This is a genomic window from Shewanella oneidensis MR-1 (assembly GCF_000146165.2).
Classification (GTDB): Bacteria; Pseudomonadota; Gammaproteobacteria; order Enterobacterales; family Shewanellaceae; genus Shewanella; species Shewanella oneidensis.
In genome coordinates, this window is record NC_004347.2 from 92,847 (window position 1) to 114,230 (window position 21,384).

22 protein-coding genes are annotated in these 21,384 nt (G+C 46.7%); 13 read left to right on the forward strand and 9 right to left on the reverse strand.

Annotated features, from left to right (window positions below):
* Positions 1-10 precede the first annotated feature (10 nt).
* Positions 11-277, reverse strand: coding sequence for a GNAT family N-acetyltransferase (locus SO_RS00400; protein ID WP_011070492.1), 267 nt, complete (start codon positions 275-277; stop codon positions 11-13).
* A 61-nt stretch (positions 278-338) separates the two neighbouring features.
* On the reverse strand, positions 339-767 hold the full coding sequence (locus SO_RS00405; protein WP_011070493.1) for an acyl-CoA thioesterase: 429 nt from the start codon (positions 765-767) through the stop codon (positions 339-341).
* A 147-nt stretch (positions 768-914) separates the two neighbouring features.
* On the opposite strand from SO_RS00405, the gene SO_RS00410 reads away from it, so the two are divergent.
* The 3 genes from SO_RS00410 (at position 915) to SO_RS00420 (ending at position 2,244) form a co-directional block, all read left to right on the forward strand.
* Entirely contained in the window at positions 915-1,310 is a 396-nt protein-coding gene (locus SO_RS00410; RefSeq protein ID WP_011070494.1) for a GFA family protein, read from the forward strand.
* 3 nt (positions 1,311-1,313) lie between these two features.
* The gene (locus SO_RS00415; protein ID WP_011070495.1) at positions 1,314-1,670 is read left to right on the forward strand and encodes a MerR family transcriptional regulator; all 357 of its coding nucleotides are present in this window, start codon (positions 1,314-1,316) and stop codon (positions 1,668-1,670) included.
* A gap of 187 nt (positions 1,671-1,857) precedes the next feature.
* The gene (locus tag SO_RS00420; RefSeq protein WP_011070496.1) at positions 1,858-2,244 is read left to right on the forward strand and encodes a carboxymuconolactone decarboxylase family protein; all 387 of its coding nucleotides are present in this window, start codon (positions 1,858-1,860) and stop codon (positions 2,242-2,244) included.
* 57 nt (positions 2,245-2,301) lie between these two features.
* Here the strand turns inward: SO_RS00420 and mtnC are convergent, their stop codons facing one another.
* Positions 2,302-2,982 carry an acireductone synthase gene (gene mtnC, locus SO_RS00425; RefSeq protein ID WP_011070497.1) on the reverse strand — a complete coding sequence of 227 codons (681 nt, stop codon included), beginning with the start codon at positions 2,980-2,982 and terminating at the stop codon, positions 2,302-2,304.
* Between the two features lie 375 nt (positions 2,983-3,357).
* Here mtnC and SO_RS00430 point away from each other — a divergent pair, with 375 nt between their 5' ends.
* Complete coding sequence (locus SO_RS00430) at positions 3,358-3,780, forward strand: hypothetical protein (protein ID WP_165443311.1); 423 nt, start codon at positions 3,358-3,360, stop codon at positions 3,778-3,780.
* Positions 3,781-3,894: 114 nt separating this feature from the next.
* On the opposite strand, the gene SO_RS00435 is transcribed toward SO_RS00430, so the two are convergent.
* Positions 3,895-4,155, reverse strand: a complete 261-nt coding sequence (locus SO_RS00435; protein ID WP_164925585.1) for a hypothetical protein — start codon at positions 4,153-4,155, stop codon at positions 3,895-3,897.
* A 90-nt stretch (positions 4,156-4,245) separates the two neighbouring features.
* Between SO_RS00435 and SO_RS00440 the strand changes: the two genes are divergently transcribed.
* Positions 4,246-4,875: a hypothetical protein gene (locus SO_RS00440; RefSeq protein ID WP_238560537.1), complete on the forward strand. Its 630-nt coding sequence runs from the start codon at positions 4,246-4,248 to the stop codon at positions 4,873-4,875.
* 194 nt (positions 4,876-5,069) lie between these two features.
* Here SO_RS00440 and SO_RS00445 read toward each other — a convergent pair whose 3' ends face one another.
* Positions 5,070-5,669 (reverse strand): periplasmic protein, encoded by a 600-nt coding sequence (locus SO_RS00445; RefSeq protein ID WP_011070500.1) that lies wholly within the window; start codon positions 5,667-5,669, stop codon positions 5,070-5,072.
* Positions 5,670-5,940: 271 nt separating this feature from the next.
* Between SO_RS00445 and SO_RS00450 the strand changes: the two genes are divergently transcribed.
* Positions 5,941-6,483, forward strand: coding sequence for a protein tyrosine phosphatase family protein (locus tag SO_RS00450; RefSeq protein ID WP_011070501.1), 543 nt, complete (start codon positions 5,941-5,943; stop codon positions 6,481-6,483).
* A gap of 164 nt (positions 6,484-6,647) precedes the next feature.
* On the opposite strand, the gene SO_RS00455 is transcribed toward SO_RS00450, so the two are convergent.
* The 4 genes from SO_RS00455 to hutI form a co-directional block, all read right to left on the reverse strand.
* Entirely contained in the window at positions 6,648-7,244 is a 597-nt protein-coding gene (locus SO_RS00455) for a Crp/Fnr family transcriptional regulator (protein WP_011070502.1), read from the reverse strand.
* 158 nt (positions 7,245-7,402) lie between these two features.
* A complete protein-coding gene (gene deoD / locus SO_RS00460; protein ID WP_011070503.1) occupies positions 7,403-8,113 on the reverse strand; it encodes a purine-nucleoside phosphorylase in 711 nt (236 codons plus the stop codon).
* Positions 8,114-8,127: 14 nt separating this feature from the next.
* The gene (locus tag SO_RS00465) at positions 8,128-9,348 is read right to left on the reverse strand and encodes a NupC/NupG family nucleoside CNT transporter (protein ID WP_011070504.1); all 1,221 of its coding nucleotides are present in this window, start codon (positions 9,346-9,348) and stop codon (positions 8,128-8,130) included.
* 339 nt (positions 9,349-9,687) lie between these two features.
* Positions 9,688-10,914 (reverse strand): imidazolonepropionase, encoded by a 1,227-nt coding sequence (gene hutI, locus SO_RS00470; RefSeq protein WP_011070505.1) that lies wholly within the window; start codon positions 10,912-10,914, stop codon positions 9,688-9,690.
* A gap of 206 nt (positions 10,915-11,120) precedes the next feature.
* On the opposite strand from hutI, the gene hutC reads away from it, so the two are divergent.
* From hutC to fdhE, 7 genes are all read left to right on the forward strand, one after another.
* Positions 11,121-11,828, forward strand: coding sequence for a histidine utilization repressor (hutC, locus tag SO_RS00475; RefSeq protein ID WP_011070506.1), 708 nt, complete (start codon positions 11,121-11,123; stop codon positions 11,826-11,828).
* Between the two features lie 126 nt (positions 11,829-11,954).
* Complete coding sequence (gene hutU / locus SO_RS00480) at positions 11,955-13,625, forward strand: urocanate hydratase (RefSeq protein ID WP_011070507.1); 1,671 nt, start codon at positions 11,955-11,957, stop codon at positions 13,623-13,625.
* Between the two features lie 64 nt (positions 13,626-13,689).
* Positions 13,690-15,231, forward strand: coding sequence for a histidine ammonia-lyase (gene hutH / locus SO_RS00485; protein WP_011070508.1), 1,542 nt, complete (start codon positions 13,690-13,692; stop codon positions 15,229-15,231).
* Between the two features lie 625 nt (positions 15,232-15,856).
* Positions 15,857-18,871 carry a formate dehydrogenase-N subunit alpha gene (gene fdnG / locus SO_RS00490; protein ID WP_011070509.1) on the forward strand — a complete coding sequence of 1,005 codons (3,015 nt, stop codon included), beginning with the start codon at positions 15,857-15,859 and terminating at the stop codon, positions 18,869-18,871.
* A gap of 2 nt (positions 18,872-18,873) precedes the next feature.
* Positions 18,874-19,788 carry a formate dehydrogenase subunit beta gene (gene fdxH, locus SO_RS00495; RefSeq protein WP_011070510.1) on the forward strand — a complete coding sequence of 305 codons (915 nt, stop codon included), beginning with the start codon at positions 18,874-18,876 and terminating at the stop codon, positions 19,786-19,788.
* Positions 19,785-20,426: a formate dehydrogenase subunit gamma gene (locus SO_RS00500; protein WP_011070511.1), complete on the forward strand. Its 642-nt coding sequence runs from the start codon at positions 19,785-19,787 to the stop codon at positions 20,424-20,426. Before fdxH ends, SO_RS00500 begins: the two co-directional genes overlap by 4 nt.
* Positions 20,426-21,334 (forward strand): formate dehydrogenase accessory protein FdhE, encoded by a 909-nt coding sequence (gene fdhE / locus SO_RS00505; RefSeq protein WP_011070512.1) that lies wholly within the window; start codon positions 20,426-20,428, stop codon positions 21,332-21,334. The genes SO_RS00500 and fdhE overlap by 1 nt, the downstream gene beginning before the upstream one ends.
* Positions 21,335-21,384: the final 50 nt, after the last annotated feature.

A 21,384-nucleotide genomic window follows, 5' to 3' on the forward strand; every position in this document is an offset into this window, starting at 1 on the left:
AGTTGTGAAATTAGTTTTTCAAAAACTTTTGCACATACCAGCAGCTGGCTTCTATCTCGTAATCTTGGGCTTTGGCCCACTTTAAACCATGGCGAACTAAACGTTCGGCAAGACCTTTGCCACGCAATTCGTCGGGGACATAAGTGCGGTTAAAATCGATATTTTTGCCATCGAGTCGATATTCCAGTACTGCCTCATGCCGATCAACGGGGATCACAAAGCGTTGTTTATCCTGTTGATGTTCAACAACAGTTTCCATTTGCTCTTTTTCTGACATACAAACTCCTACTGAATATGGTCTAAAGTGTGCTGGCAGTTTAGCCATCGACTCGGTTAGCTTAAGCTTGCTCGTGTTGTTTTAGAATGGTGAGCAATTCTGTGGGAAGTTCGGCTTTTTGACCCGTTTTAAAGTTAAACATCACAGCGACCGAAGTGCCTAGGGTTGTTACCGCCTGCTGTTGTTTACTAAAGGCCTGATAATGCATGGTAAATCTGTCGCTTTGAATATCACTGATACTTACGCTGACCAATAGGGTATCGGGGAAGGTTACTGGACGTTTATAGCGCGCCTGATTCTCACTAATCACAGGGCCAACACCGGATTTATACAGGGCATCGAGCGGGAAGAGGCGATTGAAAAAGTCGATACGTGCGGTTTCAAAATAGCGGAAATAGACGACATTATTGACATGCTGCAAGGCATCCATTTCGCCCCAAGCAACGGGGATTTGGGTAACGATAGGGTGCTGTGCGAGAAACTTTTCCATTGGGCTTAGTGTTGGACTTTCCATTGCATTACTCATAGTCAAAAACTCTAGTTAAAACGCTCGTTTAAGGAAGCCAGACTAGCAGTATAAGCTAGCTGCGACAAGCCTTAGGCAATATACAACATTAAGTGAAGCAAGGAGTTGGCAGTGATAAAACAGGTTGGGGATACGGTTATTAAGGCAACACATTTTGCGTCTTGCCATTGTGGTGCTGTGGTATTGGAGTTGTCATTGCCTAATGGCATCGAAAATCCACGCCGTTGCGATTGCTCTATCTGTCGCCGTAAGGGCGCAATAGTTGGCTCTGTGCCGCTGGCGGGGATTAAGATCCTCAAGGGTGAGAATGTGCTAAAACTCTATGAATTTAATACCAAAACTGCCAAACACTACTTTTGCTCTATCTGCGGTATTTACACCCATCACCAGCGGCGTTCCAATCCCCATGAGTATGGTTACAACATTGGTTGCCTCGAAGGGGTTAACCCATTCGATCTCGAAAATGTGCCCACGAATGATGGCGTTAACCATCCTGCGGATCGTTAGATTATGAACATAGGCCAATTTGCAGCACTCACTGGACTGTCGGCGCATACGCTCAGATATTACGAGAAAATTGGCCTACTGCAGTCTGTCGTTCGAAATGGCAGCGGTCATCGTGATTATGCGGCGAAAGAAGCGGAATGGATTGGGTTTATCAATCGCTTAAAAGAAACTGGCATGCCGTTAAAGCAGATATTGACCTATGCCGAGTTGCGTGCCCAAGGTGATGCTACCGCGAGTCGGAGGCAGCAGTTGCTCGAGCAACATGCAACACAATTGGCTGAGCGTATTTGCCAAGAGCAGGAGCATTTGGCTGCCCTTAAGCAAAAAATTCACTATTACCAAACTCATTTTAGTGGTTAAGTTCAGCCGAACAGTCGCGATTAAATGCTAACCAGTTGTTTTATATTTGTTTGTGCTGCTAGTCGGCGAGCTGGGGACCCGCTTTACAGTTCCGCATTGCCTGTGTCATCCATCAATGAACCATTGACTTAGAGCTAACTCTAAGGTTTAGGCTGCTTGCTGTGATTTAATCCAACAGGAGCTAAAAATGAGTAATCAAAGATATGTGCAGGGCCTCGCTAAACTAACTGAAATTGACGGTGAGGCGGGTGAGAAAGTCATCCGCAGTCTCGCCGATATTTGCCCTGACTTAGGCAAGTACATTATTGAATATCCTTTTGGGGATATTTATCAGCGTGAGGGGCTCGACCTTAAGACGCGGGAGCTAGTGACAGTTGCCGCACTAACGGCGCTAGGACATTGCCAGCCACAGTTAAACGTACATATTAATGGCGCATTGAATGTTGGTTGTACGCCGAAGGAAATTGTTGAGGTGATATTGCAAATGTCGGTTTATGCTGGCTTTCCTGCGGCACTTAATGGCATGTTTGTCGCTAAAACCGTATTTTCTGAGCGGGAGTTAAGTGCCGTTTAGTCGAAGAATAAAAAAAGCGACCATAGGGTCGCTTTTGTTTAGGGAGTCAGTGAGTTTTTACTCGATCACTAGCTTATCGAAACTGTTGATAGTGCGAAAATCGCCAGTGCGCTGCTTGCTGTCGCGAACCATTTGGCAGGTCATCATGCCGGCTGCGTCAGCTGCTTTTAATTCTTCAATCACATCAGACACAAACAGTACTTGTTTAGGGCTTAAACTGATGGTGTTGAGAATATTGCAGTAAGCTTGCTTATCCAATTTGTTACCCGTACGGGTATCAAAATGGCCGTTAAACATCTCGGTTAAATCGCCGCCATCACTGTGGCTGAATAACAGTTTTTGGGCATCGACTGAGCCAGATGAGAAACTGTAAATACGCAGGTTTTGTGCGCTAAAACGTTTCACTGCTTCGATAAAGTCCGGGAAGATATGGCCCTTAAACTCATCATGGGCATAACCTTGCTTCCAGATTAATCCTTGCAGGGTCTTAAGTGGCGTGGCTTTGCGGTCTTCGCGTACCCACTGTTGCAGAATTTCGGTGACGCGATTCAAGTCTGCATCGGGCTCTAGGGCGATATCTCGAGTATCGCAGATGCAGTTTTCCACCAAGACATTGTGTTGGTTCTGCGCTAAAAAGTCTGGCAAGGCTTTGACAGAATAGGGGAATAGTACATCTTGGATAAAGGTTAGGTCTGTCGTGGTGCCCGCGGTGTCTACGACTATGGCTCTGATACCCATAATGTTTTGATACTCCACAATATGTTGGCTAAAAAATGCAACCCTGATCCTAAGCGTTATTGGCTAAATTGGCTAGTGGATTTCACCCTTAGAGCAAGGGATATTGTGCTCCACATCACTCCACTAATCGACTGAAAACTAATTAAATGTGTAATTTTATATACTTATCTAACACATATCGTTGAAATAGGGATTATTGTTACAGTGTTTATGGGCTCTATGCTCCAGTAATGTGTACTTGCCATAAGACTATGGTCTTAATAGCTAAGGGAAATTTTGGCTGTTATTGTAGCTTTACTATCTTTCGACTGAATTTATTCAACTTTATGGTTTTATGGATGAGGTCGAGCGTGCCCAGCATTGATGAGACGGTTTATGAAATATTTACCCGCATTCGGTTTAGGTATTCTCTTGGCGGTATTGAGTTTTCTGAGTTTTGCACTGGTTGCCAGTGCGGGCTATATGCATGCCTTGCTCGGGAGTGTTGCCAATCTTGGCAATGATAGCCCGGTTTACCTTGGGTTGGCCGCCCATGATGCCGGGCTGTTAATTTTGCTCTCTGGGTTGATGCTTTTTGCATACCAACGGCTTTTTCCGCAGTTACCATTCGACTGGTTTACGGCAGTAGCAATGCAAATGCCATTGGGTTTACTGGTGCTTTGGTCCGATGGGATTTCCTTTAATCTCACGGATTTTTATGGTGTAGCCAGAGCCTTAACTCTTTTTAGTGCAACTTTTGGCGTGTTAATCATTTTTGGATTATTGCAGCGCCGAGGTCGTAGGCTCTCCCATGCCTAATAAGCCATTTTTACCCAAACTATCTGAAGAGGCTGAAACTGGTCGCTTCAGGCTAATTGGGTATAGAAGCCACTAAATTGGTCTTATCAATATAAAATCCGTAAAATCATCGGCCTAAATGGAGTTGAGTTGTAAAAGTAAGAGCCAATGAGTGCTGTTGAATTTGATATTCCCGAAGATCACCGAATTTCCATCCAAAAGTATTACAAACAAAAAAATCGCTCCTAAATGTGCGCTCCGTTTGAGTTGAAGCGTTTTGCCGCCAAACTCGCAGGCCACTTTATCCATCATTAAAACATGACTTTTGGCACTTATGGATGACGCACCTTGTTCGCTAATATCAAGCTTCAAACCTTGATGGAGCAAGATGAACACGATTTTCACCCTATCACAATTTGTGCATATCACCGCGAGTGCACTGGCCTTAGTGTTATTTTGGATACTTGCATTGCTTAAAAAAGCAGCGTGAATCACAGTCGTTTTGGTCGTTATTACGTTTATGCCATGTATACCGTCGCGGCAACAGGTGTGGCGATGGCCACCACGGGATTGATTGACCCACTGGCGGTGATTAAACAGCCCGAAACCGCTCCCGCAGCCTTAGCCGAACAAATTGCGGATCGTAAAAATGCTTGGATATTTCTCATCTATATCAGCTTATTAACCCTAGTGACCGTGAGGCATGGCGTATTAGTCTTGCGTTATAAGGCGCTGCGTCAGCAATTAAAATCGCCGCTGCATATGTTGTTAATGCTGAGCTTAACGCTACTTGGCCCTGTGATGGCGCTATGGGGATATCAAGAACAGCTGATCCTCGCGATAATTTTTGGCCTGTTAGGTACTGCGGTTGGTGCGGGATTCTTGCGTTATAGCGTTAAGGCAACGCTAACCAAATTAGAATGGTGGATTGAGCATTTAGGCGCCATGATTGGCTCTGGCATCGCCTGTTACACTGCCTTTTTCGCCTTTGGCGGCGGCCGCTTGTTTATCGATCATGGCAATTTGCGCTTACTGTCCTGGATTCTGCCAGGCGTAATAGGCTTTGTGGTCATCCGTTACTTAAGCCGTCAATATCAGCGCCGATTAGCGAATTAAACGGAGTGGGACTATAAATTCTTCTGTGTAAGTGGCAAGGTCACCTACATCATCATGGCAAGCTTCCAATCTCGTAGCGGCATTGTCCACTGGTGTCAGCCAGATAAAGCAACCTCAGCACCGCATCATAAGTCTGATCTTGGTTACCTGGCGTAAGTAGCATTGATTGATTTGATCGCATTAGCCCGTTTATTTCAGAGGCTAGTGCATCCACTCTCAATCAAGTAGCTTTCAAATGGATTCTCATCCACATAAATCAGCAAAGCGCCGAGTTCATGCCTAACAGAGAAAGCATTACTCATAATGACCTCTGGCTCCGACAGGCAATACCATTGAGGAACATTTTGTTGATGCTCTTGCCATTCACTTGTTAATTTTTGTGACTGCGCGATTAATAGCTGTTTTTGTGTTGTATTAGGGAAAAGCTGCTCTAAGGTATAGGACTGTATTTGCAGCCCTTGAGGATTAAAAATGCCTATATCTGGGCCAGTTTCTTCAGCAACATATTTACCCACGGTAATCACAAATCCATTATCGTTTACTGCAAATTTAGCAGGAGCAAAACGATAAGGTAGTTGGTAATGCTCGGAAAGCACATATCCAGACTTTTCATCCCAGGTAAAAATACTCATTTGCGCTGACTCAGGTTTGTCTAAGGGAAATGAGCCAGAGTGGAGTCGCGCAATGACTCCTCCATCAGGGCTGACCATCACAATCGACTTAGGTACAGGCCACGAACTGGCTAAGCTTTGGCTGGAAAAAGTCAGTAGCAGCAAAGTAAATATCCTTAACATAGTAACTCCTCTTCACGCCTGTTAGCTGGTTTGTACTAACTTACAGGATTCCCCTTTGCTAATTCAATGAGATCCGGAAAACTCGCTTTAGTTATACTCATCTCCTTATCATGAATGCTAAAAGGTCATTTTTCATAAAACCAACTAATGCCAAAAATGAGTGCTTGCTCAAGGTTTTTGCATCGGTTGCGTTATTTGCTGAACTTAGCTGAGAAGGGATTATCAGAGGATTGAGCAAGCCTCTGATTTTATGTTAACCAAGGAATTGTTGATGAGAAAAACCGCACTTTCGAGCCTTGTTTTTGCCCTGCTTTTAGGTGCTCCACTTGTGAATGCCACTATTGAATCTGAATCGTTTGAAAAAATAAAGGAAGTGAGGGCATTACAGCAGCAAGCGCCGCAGTTATTAAGTTCGGGCTTGCTGAGTGAGCAACAGTTTGCCCAGCTTAAACAGGCAGGCGTGGATGTGGTGATCAATCTTATGCCCGATAGCAGTAAAGATGCCCATCCAGATGAAAGAAAACTCGTGACTCAGGCCGGAATGGACTATGTGTATATTCCTGTGGATTGGCAAAATCCAAAGGTAGAAGATGTAGAAGCCTTTTTTGCTGCAATGGAGCAGCATAAGGGAAAAGATATTTTAGTTCATTGCCTTGCTAATTATCGCGCCTCAGCGTTTGCTTATTTATATCAGCTAAAGCAAGGCCAAAAGCCTGAGATAGAAAAGACCATGGCGCCATGGAATGGGGAGTTATCAAGTTATCCCAAGTGGCAGGCATTGTTAGCGGATGTTAGCCAAAAATACGGTTTTTAATCTGTAAAGTGAGTATTAACCCGTCCGCGCGATTGCTTAGTTATACGCTTGATGCTCGGATGGTATTTTGCGTTAAATCGCCATTATTGCTGCTGATATACCAAGTGTTTAGAGGCACTATTTTATTCAATAAAATAAGTTGTTTTGTAGAGTAAAAATAAACGCTACAAGTTAATTATTTTGTAAAATGGCTTTGTTTTAATGATTCGCCCTTCTTGGATGAGTTCATTAATTATTCTACGGTATGAGCGTGTTGTTATTCCGAGTCTTTTGGCGCCTAGAGTTGACGAAAGCTTAAATTGTTCTTCGCTGGCTAAGTTTTTAGCTTCTAATATTTGGTTGATAATGCTCACTTTTGTAGATTGTGTCAGATTGCTGATAAGTTCGTGCATATTTCGATTATATCTTTTTGTAATTAATGACGTAATATACATGAACATATTTGAATCTTTTTCTACAATTTTTATGAAGTTAGTTTTAGATATTCGATACATTACGCCGGATTTATTTGCTTTGATGCTAAATAAGGCACAGTTATTTTCTTGGAAAAACTCCATTTCACCTAAAAATCCGCAGTAATTATCTTCAACTTTAAGAATAAATTCATTACCACTCGAATTTATATAAGAAACTGTTAGGTTGGCATTTTCACAGAATATGAGTTCAGAGACGTGCTTAGATTGTCTCAGTAAGTAGGAGTTCTTATGGTATTTAATCTCGGCAATACCAATAGCTTTAACAATAGTGGCGATATCATCCATAAGTATTTGTTACATATTCAAAACATGTGATTTGTATACAAGTATACTATCGCAGTATTGAATAGCAATCCCTACCCTGGAGTATGAATTTGGTGTGAAAGTGGTTAAAACGCATTAAGTTAAGACTTATTCAATATGTTTTAACCACATTAAATGGATTAAATCTTAATGGCTGTTTCTAATGCGACTTTGACCATTTCATGGAGATCGGTTCTGCGTTCGTCTGCCGTTAAATGTTCATGCTGGACAATATGGTCTGTAACGGTACAAAGAGCAAGTGCGCGGCATTGATGTTCAGCAGCAAGCGCATAAAGAGCGTTTACTTCCATTTCGACACCTAGTACGCCATATTTTGCCATCAGGGTATAGTCATTTTCATTTGGTCGATAAAATAGATCAGATGAAAACACGTTACCTACTTTATAGTTAACAGTTGTCGTTTTTAACACTTCAATACACGCCTGTAACAGATCATAGTTTGCAATGGCTGCAAGATCGTGGTCTAAAAAGCGAATACGATTTATTTTTGAGTCTGTAGAGGCTCCCATGGCAACAATTAAATCTTTCAGGTGAATATTATCTGATATAGCCCCACAACTACCTACTCGAATAAAGTTTTTAACGCCGTAGGTTGCCATCAGTTCATGAAAATAAATCGAGGCTGAAGGTGCGCCCATACCATGACCCATAATCGAAATATCTTTAGATTTATATTTCCCAGTAAAACCTAATATTCCACGAACATTAGTGACTTCCTTTACATCCTCTAAATAAGTTTCTGCAATGAGTTTTGCTCTGAGTGGGTCACCAGACATAATAATTGTTTTTGCAAAGTCACCAGGATTCGCATTGATATGTGGAGTCGACATGTTTCACCTCTAAATTACATTAATGACACTAGGGCGCCAGCAATAGTGCCGGACATTAAATTGGCCAAGATTGCGGCTAAAAGTACCCTTGGGCCAATTTGAGTGATAAGTTCTCGTTTATCTGGACACATGGCAGCGATACCACCAACGACCATAGCAAGTGAGCCAATATTGGCAAATCCACATAGGCTAAAGACAACAATGGCCTGTGTTTTATCTGAAAGAGTATTAGATACTTCTAAGAAGCTGATATAAGCTACAAATTCATTAATGGCAATTTTTTGGCCAATAATTGAAGCTGCTGGTATTGCCTCAGACCAAGGGACTCCCATGAGAAATGCTAAAGGAGATAGTAGATAGCCAATAATCATTTCTAATGTAAGTTTATCGATACTAAATAAATTGCCGATACTACCAATGATGCCATTTAATAATGCAATAATGGCTACAAATGAAACTAATAACGCCGTTACAGTAATGACTTGGTTCATGCCCATTAAAGAGCCATCGGTTATGGCTTCTAATAATCCTTTTGGCTGATCAGCGTCTTCGATTTTATTGTCATTATTAACTAAGTTGTGTTCAGTTTGTGGGCAGAGTAGCTTTGCAAATAACAGGCCTGCTGGAGCGGTCATAAAACAAGCTGTTAGAATATATTTAGGATCAATACCTAGGTTGATATATCCCACCATAGTTCCCCCCGCGACACTGGCTAATCCGCCTGTCATAACGGCAAATAACTCGGAGCGGGTCATGTTTTTGACTAAGGGTCGAACCATCGATGGGGCTTCAATCGGACCGACAAAGATATTTGCTGTAGCAGAAAGGGATTCAGCTTTGCTTGTTCCTAATACCTTAGAGAGTCCACCACCAATGATATTAATGATAAATTGCATGACTTTTAGGTAGTAGAGTACCGAGATTAAGGCAGAGATAAATATAACTACGCAAAGTACGTTGATAACGAAAACAAAGCCTAATTTATAGTTAGCTAGATCGCCAAAAACAAAGGTTAAACCAGAATTTGAAAAGGCAATCACACTGTTGACGCCACTGCTCATGGCTTCAATGATGGTGACGCCTGCTGGTACAAACATAACAAATGCACCCAGTAAAATTTGAAGTGCTAATGCTCCTGCAATGGTTTTAAATTTTATTTGGCGTTTATTTTCGGAGAATAGATACCCAATAAAGACTAGAACAGCAATACCGATACAACTCATGATTGTTGACATAGGTTCATCCATCATCATCTGGCAATAGATCATTTTATAGAGATGAATCATTCAAGATTTTTTCGTTAAAAAAACGGACATTTTTCCTATTTGAGGATAAAAATGTTGTTATTTGCAGAAAATCACATGAAATGTTTGAATTTCATTTTATTTCAATGTGTTAGATGGTGGTGCGTTAGATGATGATGTGTTGGATTGGTGGTGTAACTTAATGCATCTAAAACGAGATTATGCCGTTGCAATCAAGGCATTCAGGCGAGGAGTTCTTATCGCTATCGTCAGAAGGTCTATTTAACTGAGGATTGCTGACCTGCAGTTAAATAGACCAAGTAGTTGAAATTACTGATGGACTAGCTTGCCATTCTTCACTACATCTTTGCAGGGATTGACGCCGTAGCTGTAGGCTAACTGCGCTGGTGTGGCGATATTCCATAAACAGAAATCCGCCTGTTTGCCGACCACTAAGCTGCCGACCTTATCTTCAATCCCTAGTGCTTTGGCTGCATTGAGTGTTAGGCCAGCTAAGGCTTCCTCTGGCGTTAAGCGGAATAGGGTGCAACCCATATTCAGCATCAACAGGGTCGAGCAAATGGGGAATGAACCTGGGTTGAAATCGCTGGCGAGCACCATAGGTACGCCGTATTGGCGTAATAAATCGATAGGTGGTTTTTGGGTTTCCCGCAAAAAGTAAAACGCGCCTGGCAGCAGTACGGCGCAGGTGCCGCTTTCACTTAAGGCTTTAACGCCAGCCTCATCCAAATATTCAATATGATCAACCGACTTTGCTCCTAAACGTGCGGCTAATTCCGAGCCGCCCATATTGGATAATTGTTCGGCATGCAGTTTGACTTGCAAGCCCGCAGCTTTGGCGGCGCTCAGTACGCGTTCGGTTTGTTCTAGGTTAAAGGCGATATTCTCACAGAACACATCGACTGCATCGGCGAGGTTTTCTTTGATCACTGCTGGCAGCATCTTATTGATAATTAAGTCGACATAGCCGTCGCTGTTGCCTTTATATTCGGGCGGCACTGCGTGAGCACCGAGGAAGGTGGTTTTGACATCCACATGGTGATGTTTACCCAGTTCGCGGGCAACACGTAGGATTTTGAGTTCGGTTTCGGTATCTAAACCATAGCCAGATTTAATCTCAACTGTAGTCACCCCTTCTTTGGCCAGCGCGTTTAAACGCTGACGGCCGAGTTCAAATAATGCTGCTTCATCCGCTTCGCGGCAGGCATTAACGGTCGAAATAATGCCGCCACCTGCACGAGCAATTTCCTCGTAGGTTGCGCCCTTTAGACGCAGCTCGAATTCGTTGGCGCGATTGCCGGCAAACACTAAATGGGTGTGGGCATCAATCAGGCCTGGGGTGATCCAACCGCCCTTGCCCCTGTAAACCGGAATGGACAACACATCGAAGGCGGGCAACTCGCTGCGTGGGCCTAACCAAGCTATTTTACCGTCTTTTACGGCGATAGCCGCATGGGTAATTGCGCCGTAAGGTGCTGATATGGAAGGGTCCATTGTTGCTACGTTTACGTCTATCCAAACCTGATCCCAAGACATTGTTATCCCTCGCTGCGTTGGCATATTGGCCCCGCAAACTCTTTATTGTCGAAAGTTATGTGAGCTAGCTTGTATTTACTTGTATATACAAGCTAGGATTGTAGCCGCAATTTTGAACGTTTAAAAGTGTGCCAGCACCTAGCACCTAGCACCTAGCACCTAGATTCTAGATTCTAGATTCTAGATTTTTATACCGAGGAAGTATTTTGGCTACGCCTAAGTTTGCAGAAATAAAGCAATACATCACTGGCTGTATCGAGTCCGGTGAGTGGGAAGAAAATGCCCGCGTGCCCTCGGAAAATCAGCTGGCTGAGCTGTTTGTCTGTAGCCGGATGACGGCGCGTCGCGCCTTGACAGAGCTGACAGATAACGGCGTGCTTGAGCGTTCGCAGGGGCTTGGCACCTTTGTGGCGGGGCGTAAGTCGCAATCCTCCATGTTGGCGATCCGCAATATCGCCGATGAAATTAAAGACCGTGGCCATGGTTACAGTGTGCAGCAATTAGCACTTGAGCAAGTGAACGCTACCGCGCCGATTGCTATCGCATTGGCGCTCGACGTCGGCAGTCCGGTATTTCATTCAATATTAGTGCATTGCGAGCAGGGCGTGCCGCTGCAAGTCGAGGAGCGTTATGTAAATCCCGCCTTTGCGCCTGACTACTTAGTGCAGGATTTTAGCGAGCAAACACCCCATGAATACCTGTCGCAGGTGGCTCCGCTGACCGAGGCGCACCACACCATCGAAGCCATTATCGCCAGTAGCGAATTGCAGCAGAGGTTAGCCATTCCGGCGACCGAACCCTGCTTACAGATTTCACGCCGCACTTGGTCACGCCAAGGGGTGGTGAGTTTTGCCAAATTAGTACATCCGGGTAGCCGCTTTAAACTCGGTGGTCACCTGACATTCAATAAATAACCGCTCGCGAAAATCGGTTAATGTTTATGGCGTTAACCCGAGGTTTTAGCGACAAAAAACACAATAAAAACAATAGCACTTAGCCGAATGGCGAGTGAGTTCAACAGGTTGAAAGAGGACATCTCAATGGACAAGCGACACGACCCAAGCCGCCGTATTATTGCGCCCCATGGTAGCCAATTAAGCTGTAAAAGTTGGTTAACCGAAGCGCCAATGCGCATGTTAATGAACAACTTACACCCCGATGTGGCCGAGCGCCCAGAGGATTTAGTGGTTTACGGCGGTATCGGCCGCGCGGCCCGCGACTGGGACTGCTATGACAAGATTATCGAAGTGCTAAAACGCCTCGAAGACGATGAAACCTTATTGGTGCAATCGGGCAAACCTGTGGGCGTATTTCGCACCCACGCGGATGCCCCTCGCGTGTTAATCGCTAACTCAAACTTAGTGCCACATTGGGCAAATTGGGAGCACTTCAACGAGTTAGATAAACAAGGTCTGGCGATGTATGGCCAGATGACCGCGGGTTCGTGGATTTATATCGGGACTCAGGGCATTGTTCAAGGTACCTACGAAACCTTTGTGTCGGTCGCAAAGCAACACTTTGGCGGCATCTCCAAAGGCAAATGGATCCTCACTGGCGGCTTAGGTGGTATGGGCGGCGCGCAAACGCTGGCGGGGACTATGGCTGGCTTCTCGGTGCTCGCCTGTGAAGTGGATGAAACGCGTATCGATTTTCGTCTGCGTACTCGTTACGTGGATAAAAAAGCGACTTCGCTTGATGAAGCATTAGCCATGATTGAAGCGGCTAACCAAGCTGGCAAGCCAGTATCAGTGGGCTTATTAGCTAACGCTGCCGATGTGTTTGCAGAATTAGTAAAGCGTGGCATTACCCCTGATGTGGTGACTGATCAAACCTCTGCCCACGATCCGCTGAACGGCTATTTGCCACAGGGTTGGACGATGGCGCAAGCGGCTGACATGCGTAAAACCGATGAAGCTGCCGTCGTGAAAGCGGCGAAAGCCTCGATGGCGGTGCAAGTACAAGCCATGCTCGACCTGCAAGCGGCGGGTGCAGCCACGCTCGATTATGGTAACAATATTCGCCAAATGGCCTTCGAAACTGGCGTTAAAAACGCCTTTGATTTCCCAGGTTTTGTGCCTGCTTATATTCGCCCACTGTTCTGTGAAGGCATTGGCCCGTTCCGTTGGGTGGCCCTGTCTGGCGATCCCGAAGATATCTACAAAACCGACGCTAAAGTCAAAGAACTGATCCCAGATAACCCACACCTGCACAATTGGTTAGACATGGCGCGCGAGCGTATCGCCTTCCAAGGTCTGCCTGCGCGTATCTGCTGGGTGGGTTTAAAAGACCGTGCCCGTTTAGCCCAAGCCTTTAACGAGATGGTGAAAAACGGCGAGCTGTCGGCGCCCATCGTCATTGGTCGTGACCACTTAGACTCAGGCTCAGTTGCCAGCCCCAACCGTGAAACCGAATCTATGCTGGATGGCTCGGATGCGGTATCCGATTGGCCATTGCTGAACGCGCTGCTAAACACTGCCAGCGGCGCCACTTGGGTATCCTTGCACCACGGCGGCGGCGTCGGCATGGGCTTTAGCCAACATTCAGGTGTAGTGATCGTGTGTGACGGTACTGAGACCGCCGCTAAACGTGTTGGTCGGGTATTGTGGAACGACCCCGCGACAGGCGTGATGCGCCACGCCGATGCGGGTTATGAGATCGCCAAAAATTGCGCCAAGGAGCAGGGCTTAGATCTGCCCATGCTTAAAGACTAACTGTTCAACACAAACCGTGAAAAACAACCCCGTGAAAAACAACGACAAGAATACGGATGTAAAAATGAAATCAGTCAATCATTTAGTATTAACGCCCGGCAGTTTAAGTCTGGCGCAACTGCGTGAAATCAGCCGCCATAAGCTGACACTCGAACTGGCACCAGAGGCGATAAACGACATCAACATCAGCGCGCAAATCGTGCAAAAGGTGTTGGATGAAGGTCGTACCGTTTACGGCATCAACACAGGTTTTGGTCTGCTGGCCAACACTAAGATTGCCCCTGAGGATCTGCAATTACTGCAACGCTCTATCGTGTTATCCCACGCAGCAGGCACGGGCCAATATATGCAGGACGCCACTGTGCGCCTGATGATGGTGTTAAAGATCAACTCCTTAAGCCGTGGCTTCTCGGGTATCCGTTTAGAGGTGATTAACTTCCTTATCAGCCTAGTGAATGCCGAGGTTTACCCTTGCGTGCCTGAAAAAGGTTCTGTGGGCGCCTCTGGCGACTTAGCGCCGTTAGCCCATATGTGTTTGCCGCTGTTGGGTGAAGGCGAGATGAGCTACCAAGGGCAGATTATTTCGGCCGCCGAAGGCTTAGAAATCGCCGGCCTCAAGCCAATCGATTTAGCCGCGAAGGAAGGCTTAGCCCTGCTCAACGGTACTCAGGCTTCTACCGCGCTGGCGCTGGAAGGCTTGTTCCACGCTGAAGACTTGTTTGCTGCCAGCTCAGTGATTGGCGCCATGAGCGTCGAGGCGGCCATGGGTAGCCGCAGTCCGTTCGATCCTCGCATCCATGCGGCCCGTGGTCAAAAAGGTCAAATCGATTCAGCTATGGTGTTCCGTTATCTGCTGGGTGAAGAGTCTGAAATCAGTTTAAGCCATGCAAACTGTGAAAAGGTACAAGATCCTTACTCACTGCGTTGCCAACCACAGGTATTAGGTGCTTGCTTGACCCAAATCCGCCAAGCGGCCGAAGTATTAGCGACCGAAGCCAATGGCGTGACCGATAACCCACTGGTGTTCCAAGACACTGGCGATATTATCTCCGGCGGTAACTTCCACGCTGAGCCAGTTGCTATGGCCGCCGATAACTTGGCGATTGCGATTGCTGAATTAGGCGCGATTGCAGAGCGTCGTATCGCGCTGCTCATCGACTCTAGCCTGTCTAAATTGCCACCTTTCCTCGTGAAAAACGGCGGGGTGAACTCGGGCTTTATGATCGCTCAAGTAACGGCGGCAGCATTAGCCTCTGAAAACAAAACTTACGCCCATCCAGCATCGGTTGACAGTTTACCTACCTCGGCTAACCAAGAAGATCACGTCTCTATGGCGACCTTTGCGGCGCGCCGTTTACGGGATATGAGCGAAAACACCCGCGGCGTATTAGCGATTGAATTATTAGCTGCCGCCCAAGGGTTGGATTTCCGCGCACCATTAACGCCAAGCAAGGCGGTGGCGCAGGCTAAGGCCGAGCTGCGCGAAGTGGTTGCCTACTATGATAAAGACAGATACTTCGCACCGGATATCGAAGCGGCCACGGATCTACTTTACACCGCCAGCTTTAATGCGTATTTGCCCTTAGGTGTTTTACCTAGCCTCTGAGTGTAAATGTAAGTGTTGCTGGGTGAGTTCGGCCCAAATAGAGGCTTAAGCTGACTTAATGGGCTGGAAACTGATCGATAAAATGAAAGGCATAGCAATTTGCTATGCCTTTTTCTTATTTAGGGGAGAGAATTTGGTGCTTTAGCACTTTGTACTTTAGGTGCGTTTAACACCGTAGGAATAGTGTTTTTTTATCCAATCTTTACATTGTCAGTTTTTGTGGCTGTCTATCCATCTAAAACAAGTAAATCTGAGGCTGTTTTAGTCTTTGCTTATTTCGTTTTGTATTTATATTGAAGCTTGATATAACCATAGTTGCATATTGTGGGACAAAATGGGCTTGATAATGTGGACAAAATGTCTTTTTATTGTATTTGGTTTTTTAGGCTTTGGTTTTGTGATTTGTCAGTTATATATTCTTTGTTTTATTACTTAAAGTTGTTTGTTTGGGTGTTAATCCTGTCGTTGGTTATTTGAGATCTTGATCTCATGTCATTATTTGTTATCTATTTGCACTTTGAGGATAATCTTAAATTAAGTGAGGACTTTATTGGCTCACTCAAACGATTGCAGCTTTACCACTGCAATCATCTAACTCATAACGACAAAAGTGTGAGAGAACGCTATGAACAGACGCCAGTTTTTTAAACTGTGTGCGGCCGGAGCGGCAACCTCAGCGATTTCAGCGCTGGGATTGATGTCCGAAAAGGCCTATGCAGCAGTGCGAGAGTTTAAGCTGCTCGGAGCTAAAGAAACCCGTAACAACTGCCCGTATTGCTCGGTCGGTTGCGGCCTGCTGATGTACAGCCAAGGCAGTGGGGGTAAAAACTCCGAACATGCTATTTTCCATATCGAGGGTGATGCTGATCATCCCGTCAACCGAGGTGCATTGTGCTCGAAGGGTGCAGGACTTGTGGATTATGTCAACAGCCCACATCGTTTACAGTATCCAGAATATCGCGCTCCCGGCAGTAACAAATGGGAACGGATCAGCTGGCAAGATGCCTTTAAGCGTATTGCACGTTTGATGAAAGATGACCGTGATGCGAACCTGATTGAAAAGAACGCCGATGGCGTAACGGTTAACCGTTGGTTAACCACTGGGATGATGACGTCATCCGGTATGGCTAATGAGAGCGGCTTAGCGACACAAAAATTTGCTCGCGCTTTAGGCCTAGTAGCTATCGATACTATTGCACGTAACTGACACTCCCCAACGGTAGCAAGTCTTGCTCCAACATTTGGGCGTGGTGCCATGACCAACCACTGGATCGATATTAAAAATTCTAACGTAGTGATTATTATGGGCGGTAATGCCGCAGAAGCTCACCCTGTCGGATTCGGCTGGGTTACGGAAGCTATGCAGCATAACAATGCTAAGTTGATTGTGGTTGACCCACGTTTCAACCGCAGTGCGTCATTGGCAGATCACTATGCCCCAATCCGCTCAGGAACTGACATTGCATTCCTTCTGGGTGTGATCCGTTATTTGATTTCGACCAATCAAGTTAACTTCGATTATGTGAAAGCCTATACCAACGCCAGTTATCTGGTGCGGGATGATTTTGACTTCCATGACGGCCTATTCTCAGGCTTTGATGAAGCAAAAGGCGAGTACAACAAAGAATCCTGGTTCTACCAACTCGACGAAGACGGCTATGCCATAGTGGATGAAACACTTGAGCACCCGCGTTGTGTGTGGAACTTACTCAAACAACACGTAGAACGTTATGATTTTGCAACGGTAAGTAATATCACTGGTACGCCAACAGAAGATTACCAAGTGGTATGTGATGCCATTGCGAGCACTCATACTAAAGATCGTGTGGCGACATTTATGTATGCGCTGGGCTGGACCCACCATAGTAAAGGTGCGCAGAACATCCGTTCTATGGCGATGATCCAGTTATTACTGGGCAACATAGGTCAGTTAGGCGGTGGTGTTAACGCATTGCGCGGTCATGCCAACGTTCAAGGTTCAACCGATATGGGTCTACTGGCTCAAAGTTTACCTGGTTACCTTAAACTGCCAAACGATAAAGAACCTACCTTAGCAGCTCACTTGGCGGCGAACACACCTAAGCCATTGCGCCCAGGTCAAACCAACTACTGGCAAAACTATCCGAAGTTTTATGTGTCCCTGCTCAAAGCCTTCTGGGGCGAGAATGCGACGCCTGAAAACGAGTTCGGTTATCAGTGGTTACCTAAGTGGGATCAAATGTATGACTTCGGTAAGCATCTGGACATGATGTACCGTGGCAAAGTGAACGGTTGTATCGTGCAAGGGGTTAACGCCATTAACTCAATGCCAAACCGTAATAAGAACATCAAAGCACTGAGTAACCTTAAGTTCCTCGTAGTGCTTGATAACTTGTCATCGGAAACCGCAACCTTCTGGCAAAACGAGCCTGGTTTTAACGAAGTCGATACCGCCAGTATTCAAACCGAAGTATTCCGCCTACCTGCGACAGTGTTTGCGGAGGAAGAAGGTTCAATCGTTAACTCTGGTCGTTGGATGCAATGGCACTATAAATGGGCTAACCCTCCTGGCGAAGCGATGTCGGACTCAGAGATTGTCTCTGGTCTGCTGCTGGAGTTGAGAAAGTTATATCGCGAAGAGGGCGGCAAACTGCCTGAGCCGATTCAAGCGATTAACTGGAACTATACCGATCCGCACAACCCTAGCTCTATCGAGCTGACGAAAGAGTTGAATGGTTACGATGTCGCTACCAAGCGTCAGATCAGCAGCTTTGCTGAATTGAAGGCCGATGGTAGTACTGCGAGCGCCTGTTGGGTTTATGCGGGTTCTTGGACTGAAGCCGGTAACCAAATGGCTCGCCGCGATAACCATGATCCATCGGGTAAAGGTATTACGCCGGGTTGGGCCTTCGCATGGCCTCTTAACCGCCGCGTCCTCTACAACCGTGCCTCCTGTGATGTGAACGGTAAACCTTGGGATGAGCACCGTAAGATTGTCGAGTGGAAAGACGGTAAGTGGGAAGGGATAGATGTACCCGACTTCAATGCCAAGTTGAATCCACAGGAAAGTGCGCATCCTTTCATTATGCAGGCTGACGGCGTGGGTCGTTTCTTCGCGCTCAAACTGCTTAAGGAAGGACCGTTCCCAGAGCATTACGAGCCAGTCGAATCGCCCATCGGCACCAACCCACTGCATCCCAATGTGGTGCACAGCCCTGTGCTGCGTTGGTTCGAAGGGGTAAAAGACACCATTGGTACTAAAGAGGAATATCCCTACGCCTGTACCACTTACTCACTCACAGAACACTTTAACTTCTGGACGACACATTGCCGTTTAGCGGCGATTGCCATGCCAGAGACCTTTGTCGAAATGAATGAGCAATTGGCGGCAGAAAAAGGCATCAAGAATGGCGATTGGGTGAAAGTGAGCTCGAAACGCGGCCACATTCTCACGAAAGCCTTGGTGACTAAGCGTATGCGCCCACTGCAGGTCAATGGTCAAACAGTACACACGCTAGGTATTCCACGTCACGGTAGCCATAACGCGCTTACACGTAAGTCCTATAGTTGTAACGTCCTTACCACTGAGATGGGTGATGCCAACACGGGTGTTCCTGAGTACAAAGCGTTCCTCGTGAATGTTGAAAAGGCGGAGGTCTGATAATGGCGACTCAAGATATCATTCAACGTTCCGGCACTTCGCAAGCCACTCCGCCTGCACAGGCAAGAGTGGGTGGCGTGAAGCAAATTGCGAAGTTGTTTGACGCGACTAAGTGTAATGGCTGTAAAGCCTGTCAGGTAGCTTGCTCAGAATGGAATGACCTGCGTGAAGAGGTGGGTTCGTTCCAAGGGACTTATCAAAACCCTGCATCTCTGTCTCCAGAGTGCTGGACCTTGATGAAGTACAACGAGATCGAAGACCAAGGCAAATTGCGCTGGCAGTTTACTCACTCTGCCTGTATGCACTGCGCCGATCCCGCTTGCTTAAAGGCTTGCTCGACCTCTGGCGCAATCATTCAGCATGCCAATGGCACTGTGGATTTCGATTCGGACAAATGTATTGGCTGTGGTTATTGTGCCAGTGCCTGCCCATTCGATATCCCGAAGATCAGCGCCGTCGACAACAAGGCCTACAAGTGCACTATGTGTTCTGACCGCTTGGCTGTTGGGCTGGAACCTTCCTGCGTTAAGTCCTGTACCACGGGTGCGCTGCGTTTTGGTACGCGCGAAGACATGCTGTTCGCCTCCGAAAAGCGTGTTAACGAGCTGAAAGAACGTGGTTTCCCTAAGGCGGGACTCTATAACCCAGAGGGCGTGGGTGGTACTGGCATGCTGATGATATTGCATGATGTCACTCAGCCTGAAACCTACGAAATGCCTAAGGATCCGCAAATCCCATTGTCTGTCACCCTGTGGCAGGACTGGGTGAAACCACTGGGTACTGTCGGACTTCTTGCGACGGCTGCTGTGGCTTGCCTGCATAAGATCACCGTCGGTCGCAACATAGTGGAAGAGGACCAACCCGGCTATCAACCGCCAGAGGAAGAGGTTAAGCAAGAAGAGGAGGCCAAGAAATGAGCAAGCATAACAAGCAAGAAATGGTAGTGCGTCACAAGCTGTTCGACCGCATCTGTCATTGGTTCATTGTGGCTGTGGGTCTAGTCACCTTTCTGACGGGCTTTTCCTTCTTCTATCCCTCCTTCCAATGGTTGGGCGCGATAGCGGGCACACCGCAATTGGCGAAGTTTATTCATCCTATTGCTGGCCTGTTGATGTGTTTACCTTTGATGTTGATGTTGGTGCGTTATTACCACCACAACAAATGGGAAAAACACGATCTGGCTTGGATGCTTGCCATCAAGGATGTGATGTTCGAGAACGAGGAAAAAATCCCGCCTATCGGCCATTACAACCCCGGTCAAAAAGTGCTGTTCCGTGCTTTTGTGTTGACTTCTATCACCTTAACCGTGACGGGATTCATCATGTGGCAACCCTACTTTGCGCCGTACTTTTCCGCCACTGTGGTGGGCTGGGCGATTGTGCTGCATGCCATTAGCGCCTTGATCATGTTGATGTTTGTGATGGTGCACTTTTGGATGGCGAGCTGGGTGGAAGGCTCTATCACTGGCATGCTTTACGGCAAGGTCTCTAAGGCGTGGTGCCGTAAACATCATCCGTTGATGTTGGATGAACATTCGGACGTGGAGAAACATTAATGAGTCATACAGCCGAGATACCTATGGTCCCCGGCAGCGAATCGCCGCTGGAACTTAAACCCTTAAAGGCGGTGGACCCTAAAGCTGTGTATCACAGAAGGGCGCAGCGTTTGCTGTCGTTGGCTAAGGACTCGCCGCTGGCTGACTACTTTGAGTTATGCCGCCGAGTGGTTGCAATTCAGGCCCGCTTGGCGGCGGAGGCTGACTTCGGTCAGCTGCTCGCTTGGGGGAAAGATGAAGCGATTCCGCTTTCCCACTTGGGCTCAGAGGCAGATAGCTATTGGCAAGGACTGCTGCAACAACTGTTAAGTGATCTGCTGCCGCAGGTGGGTGAAGATCTGGCTCGAGTGCTGCGGCTGTTGATGCAGCAATCCCCAGAACAACTCACCTCTTGGGGTGCTTCCTTGCGTCAGGGGCATATGAGCGCAGTGCCTGCGCGCTTTAGTTTGTTTATCTGGGCGGCGATGGGGGTCTATTGGTCCCATTGGGCGCCTATGGTGATCAAACGGATTGATCAACGCAAAGTAGCGCAGCAGAACCTGTGTCCGATTTGCGGTAGTCATCCCGTAGCGAGTGTGATCGTCGACCAGCCGAGAGCGGGTCTGCGTTATCTACATTGCAGTTTGTGTGAGAGCGAATGGCATTACATTCGTGCCCACTGCACTAGCTGTGGTCAGGATAAAGGGACGACTCTTTGGTCGTTTGACGATACTCAGGCGCAGGTGCGTATCGAGAGCTGCGACGAATGCCATGGTTACACCAAGATGATGTTCGTTGAAAAGTCACCGTTGATGGATGTAGTGGCTGACGACTTAGCGACCTTGATGCTCGACAGTGAGCTAAATGCCAAGGGCTTTGGAGCGACCACGGTCAATCCATTGCTGCTGGCCCATGAAACTGAGCAATAACCAAAGTCGGGAAGGGCTCGTCGAGTCCTTCCCCTTATATTTATCAAGAT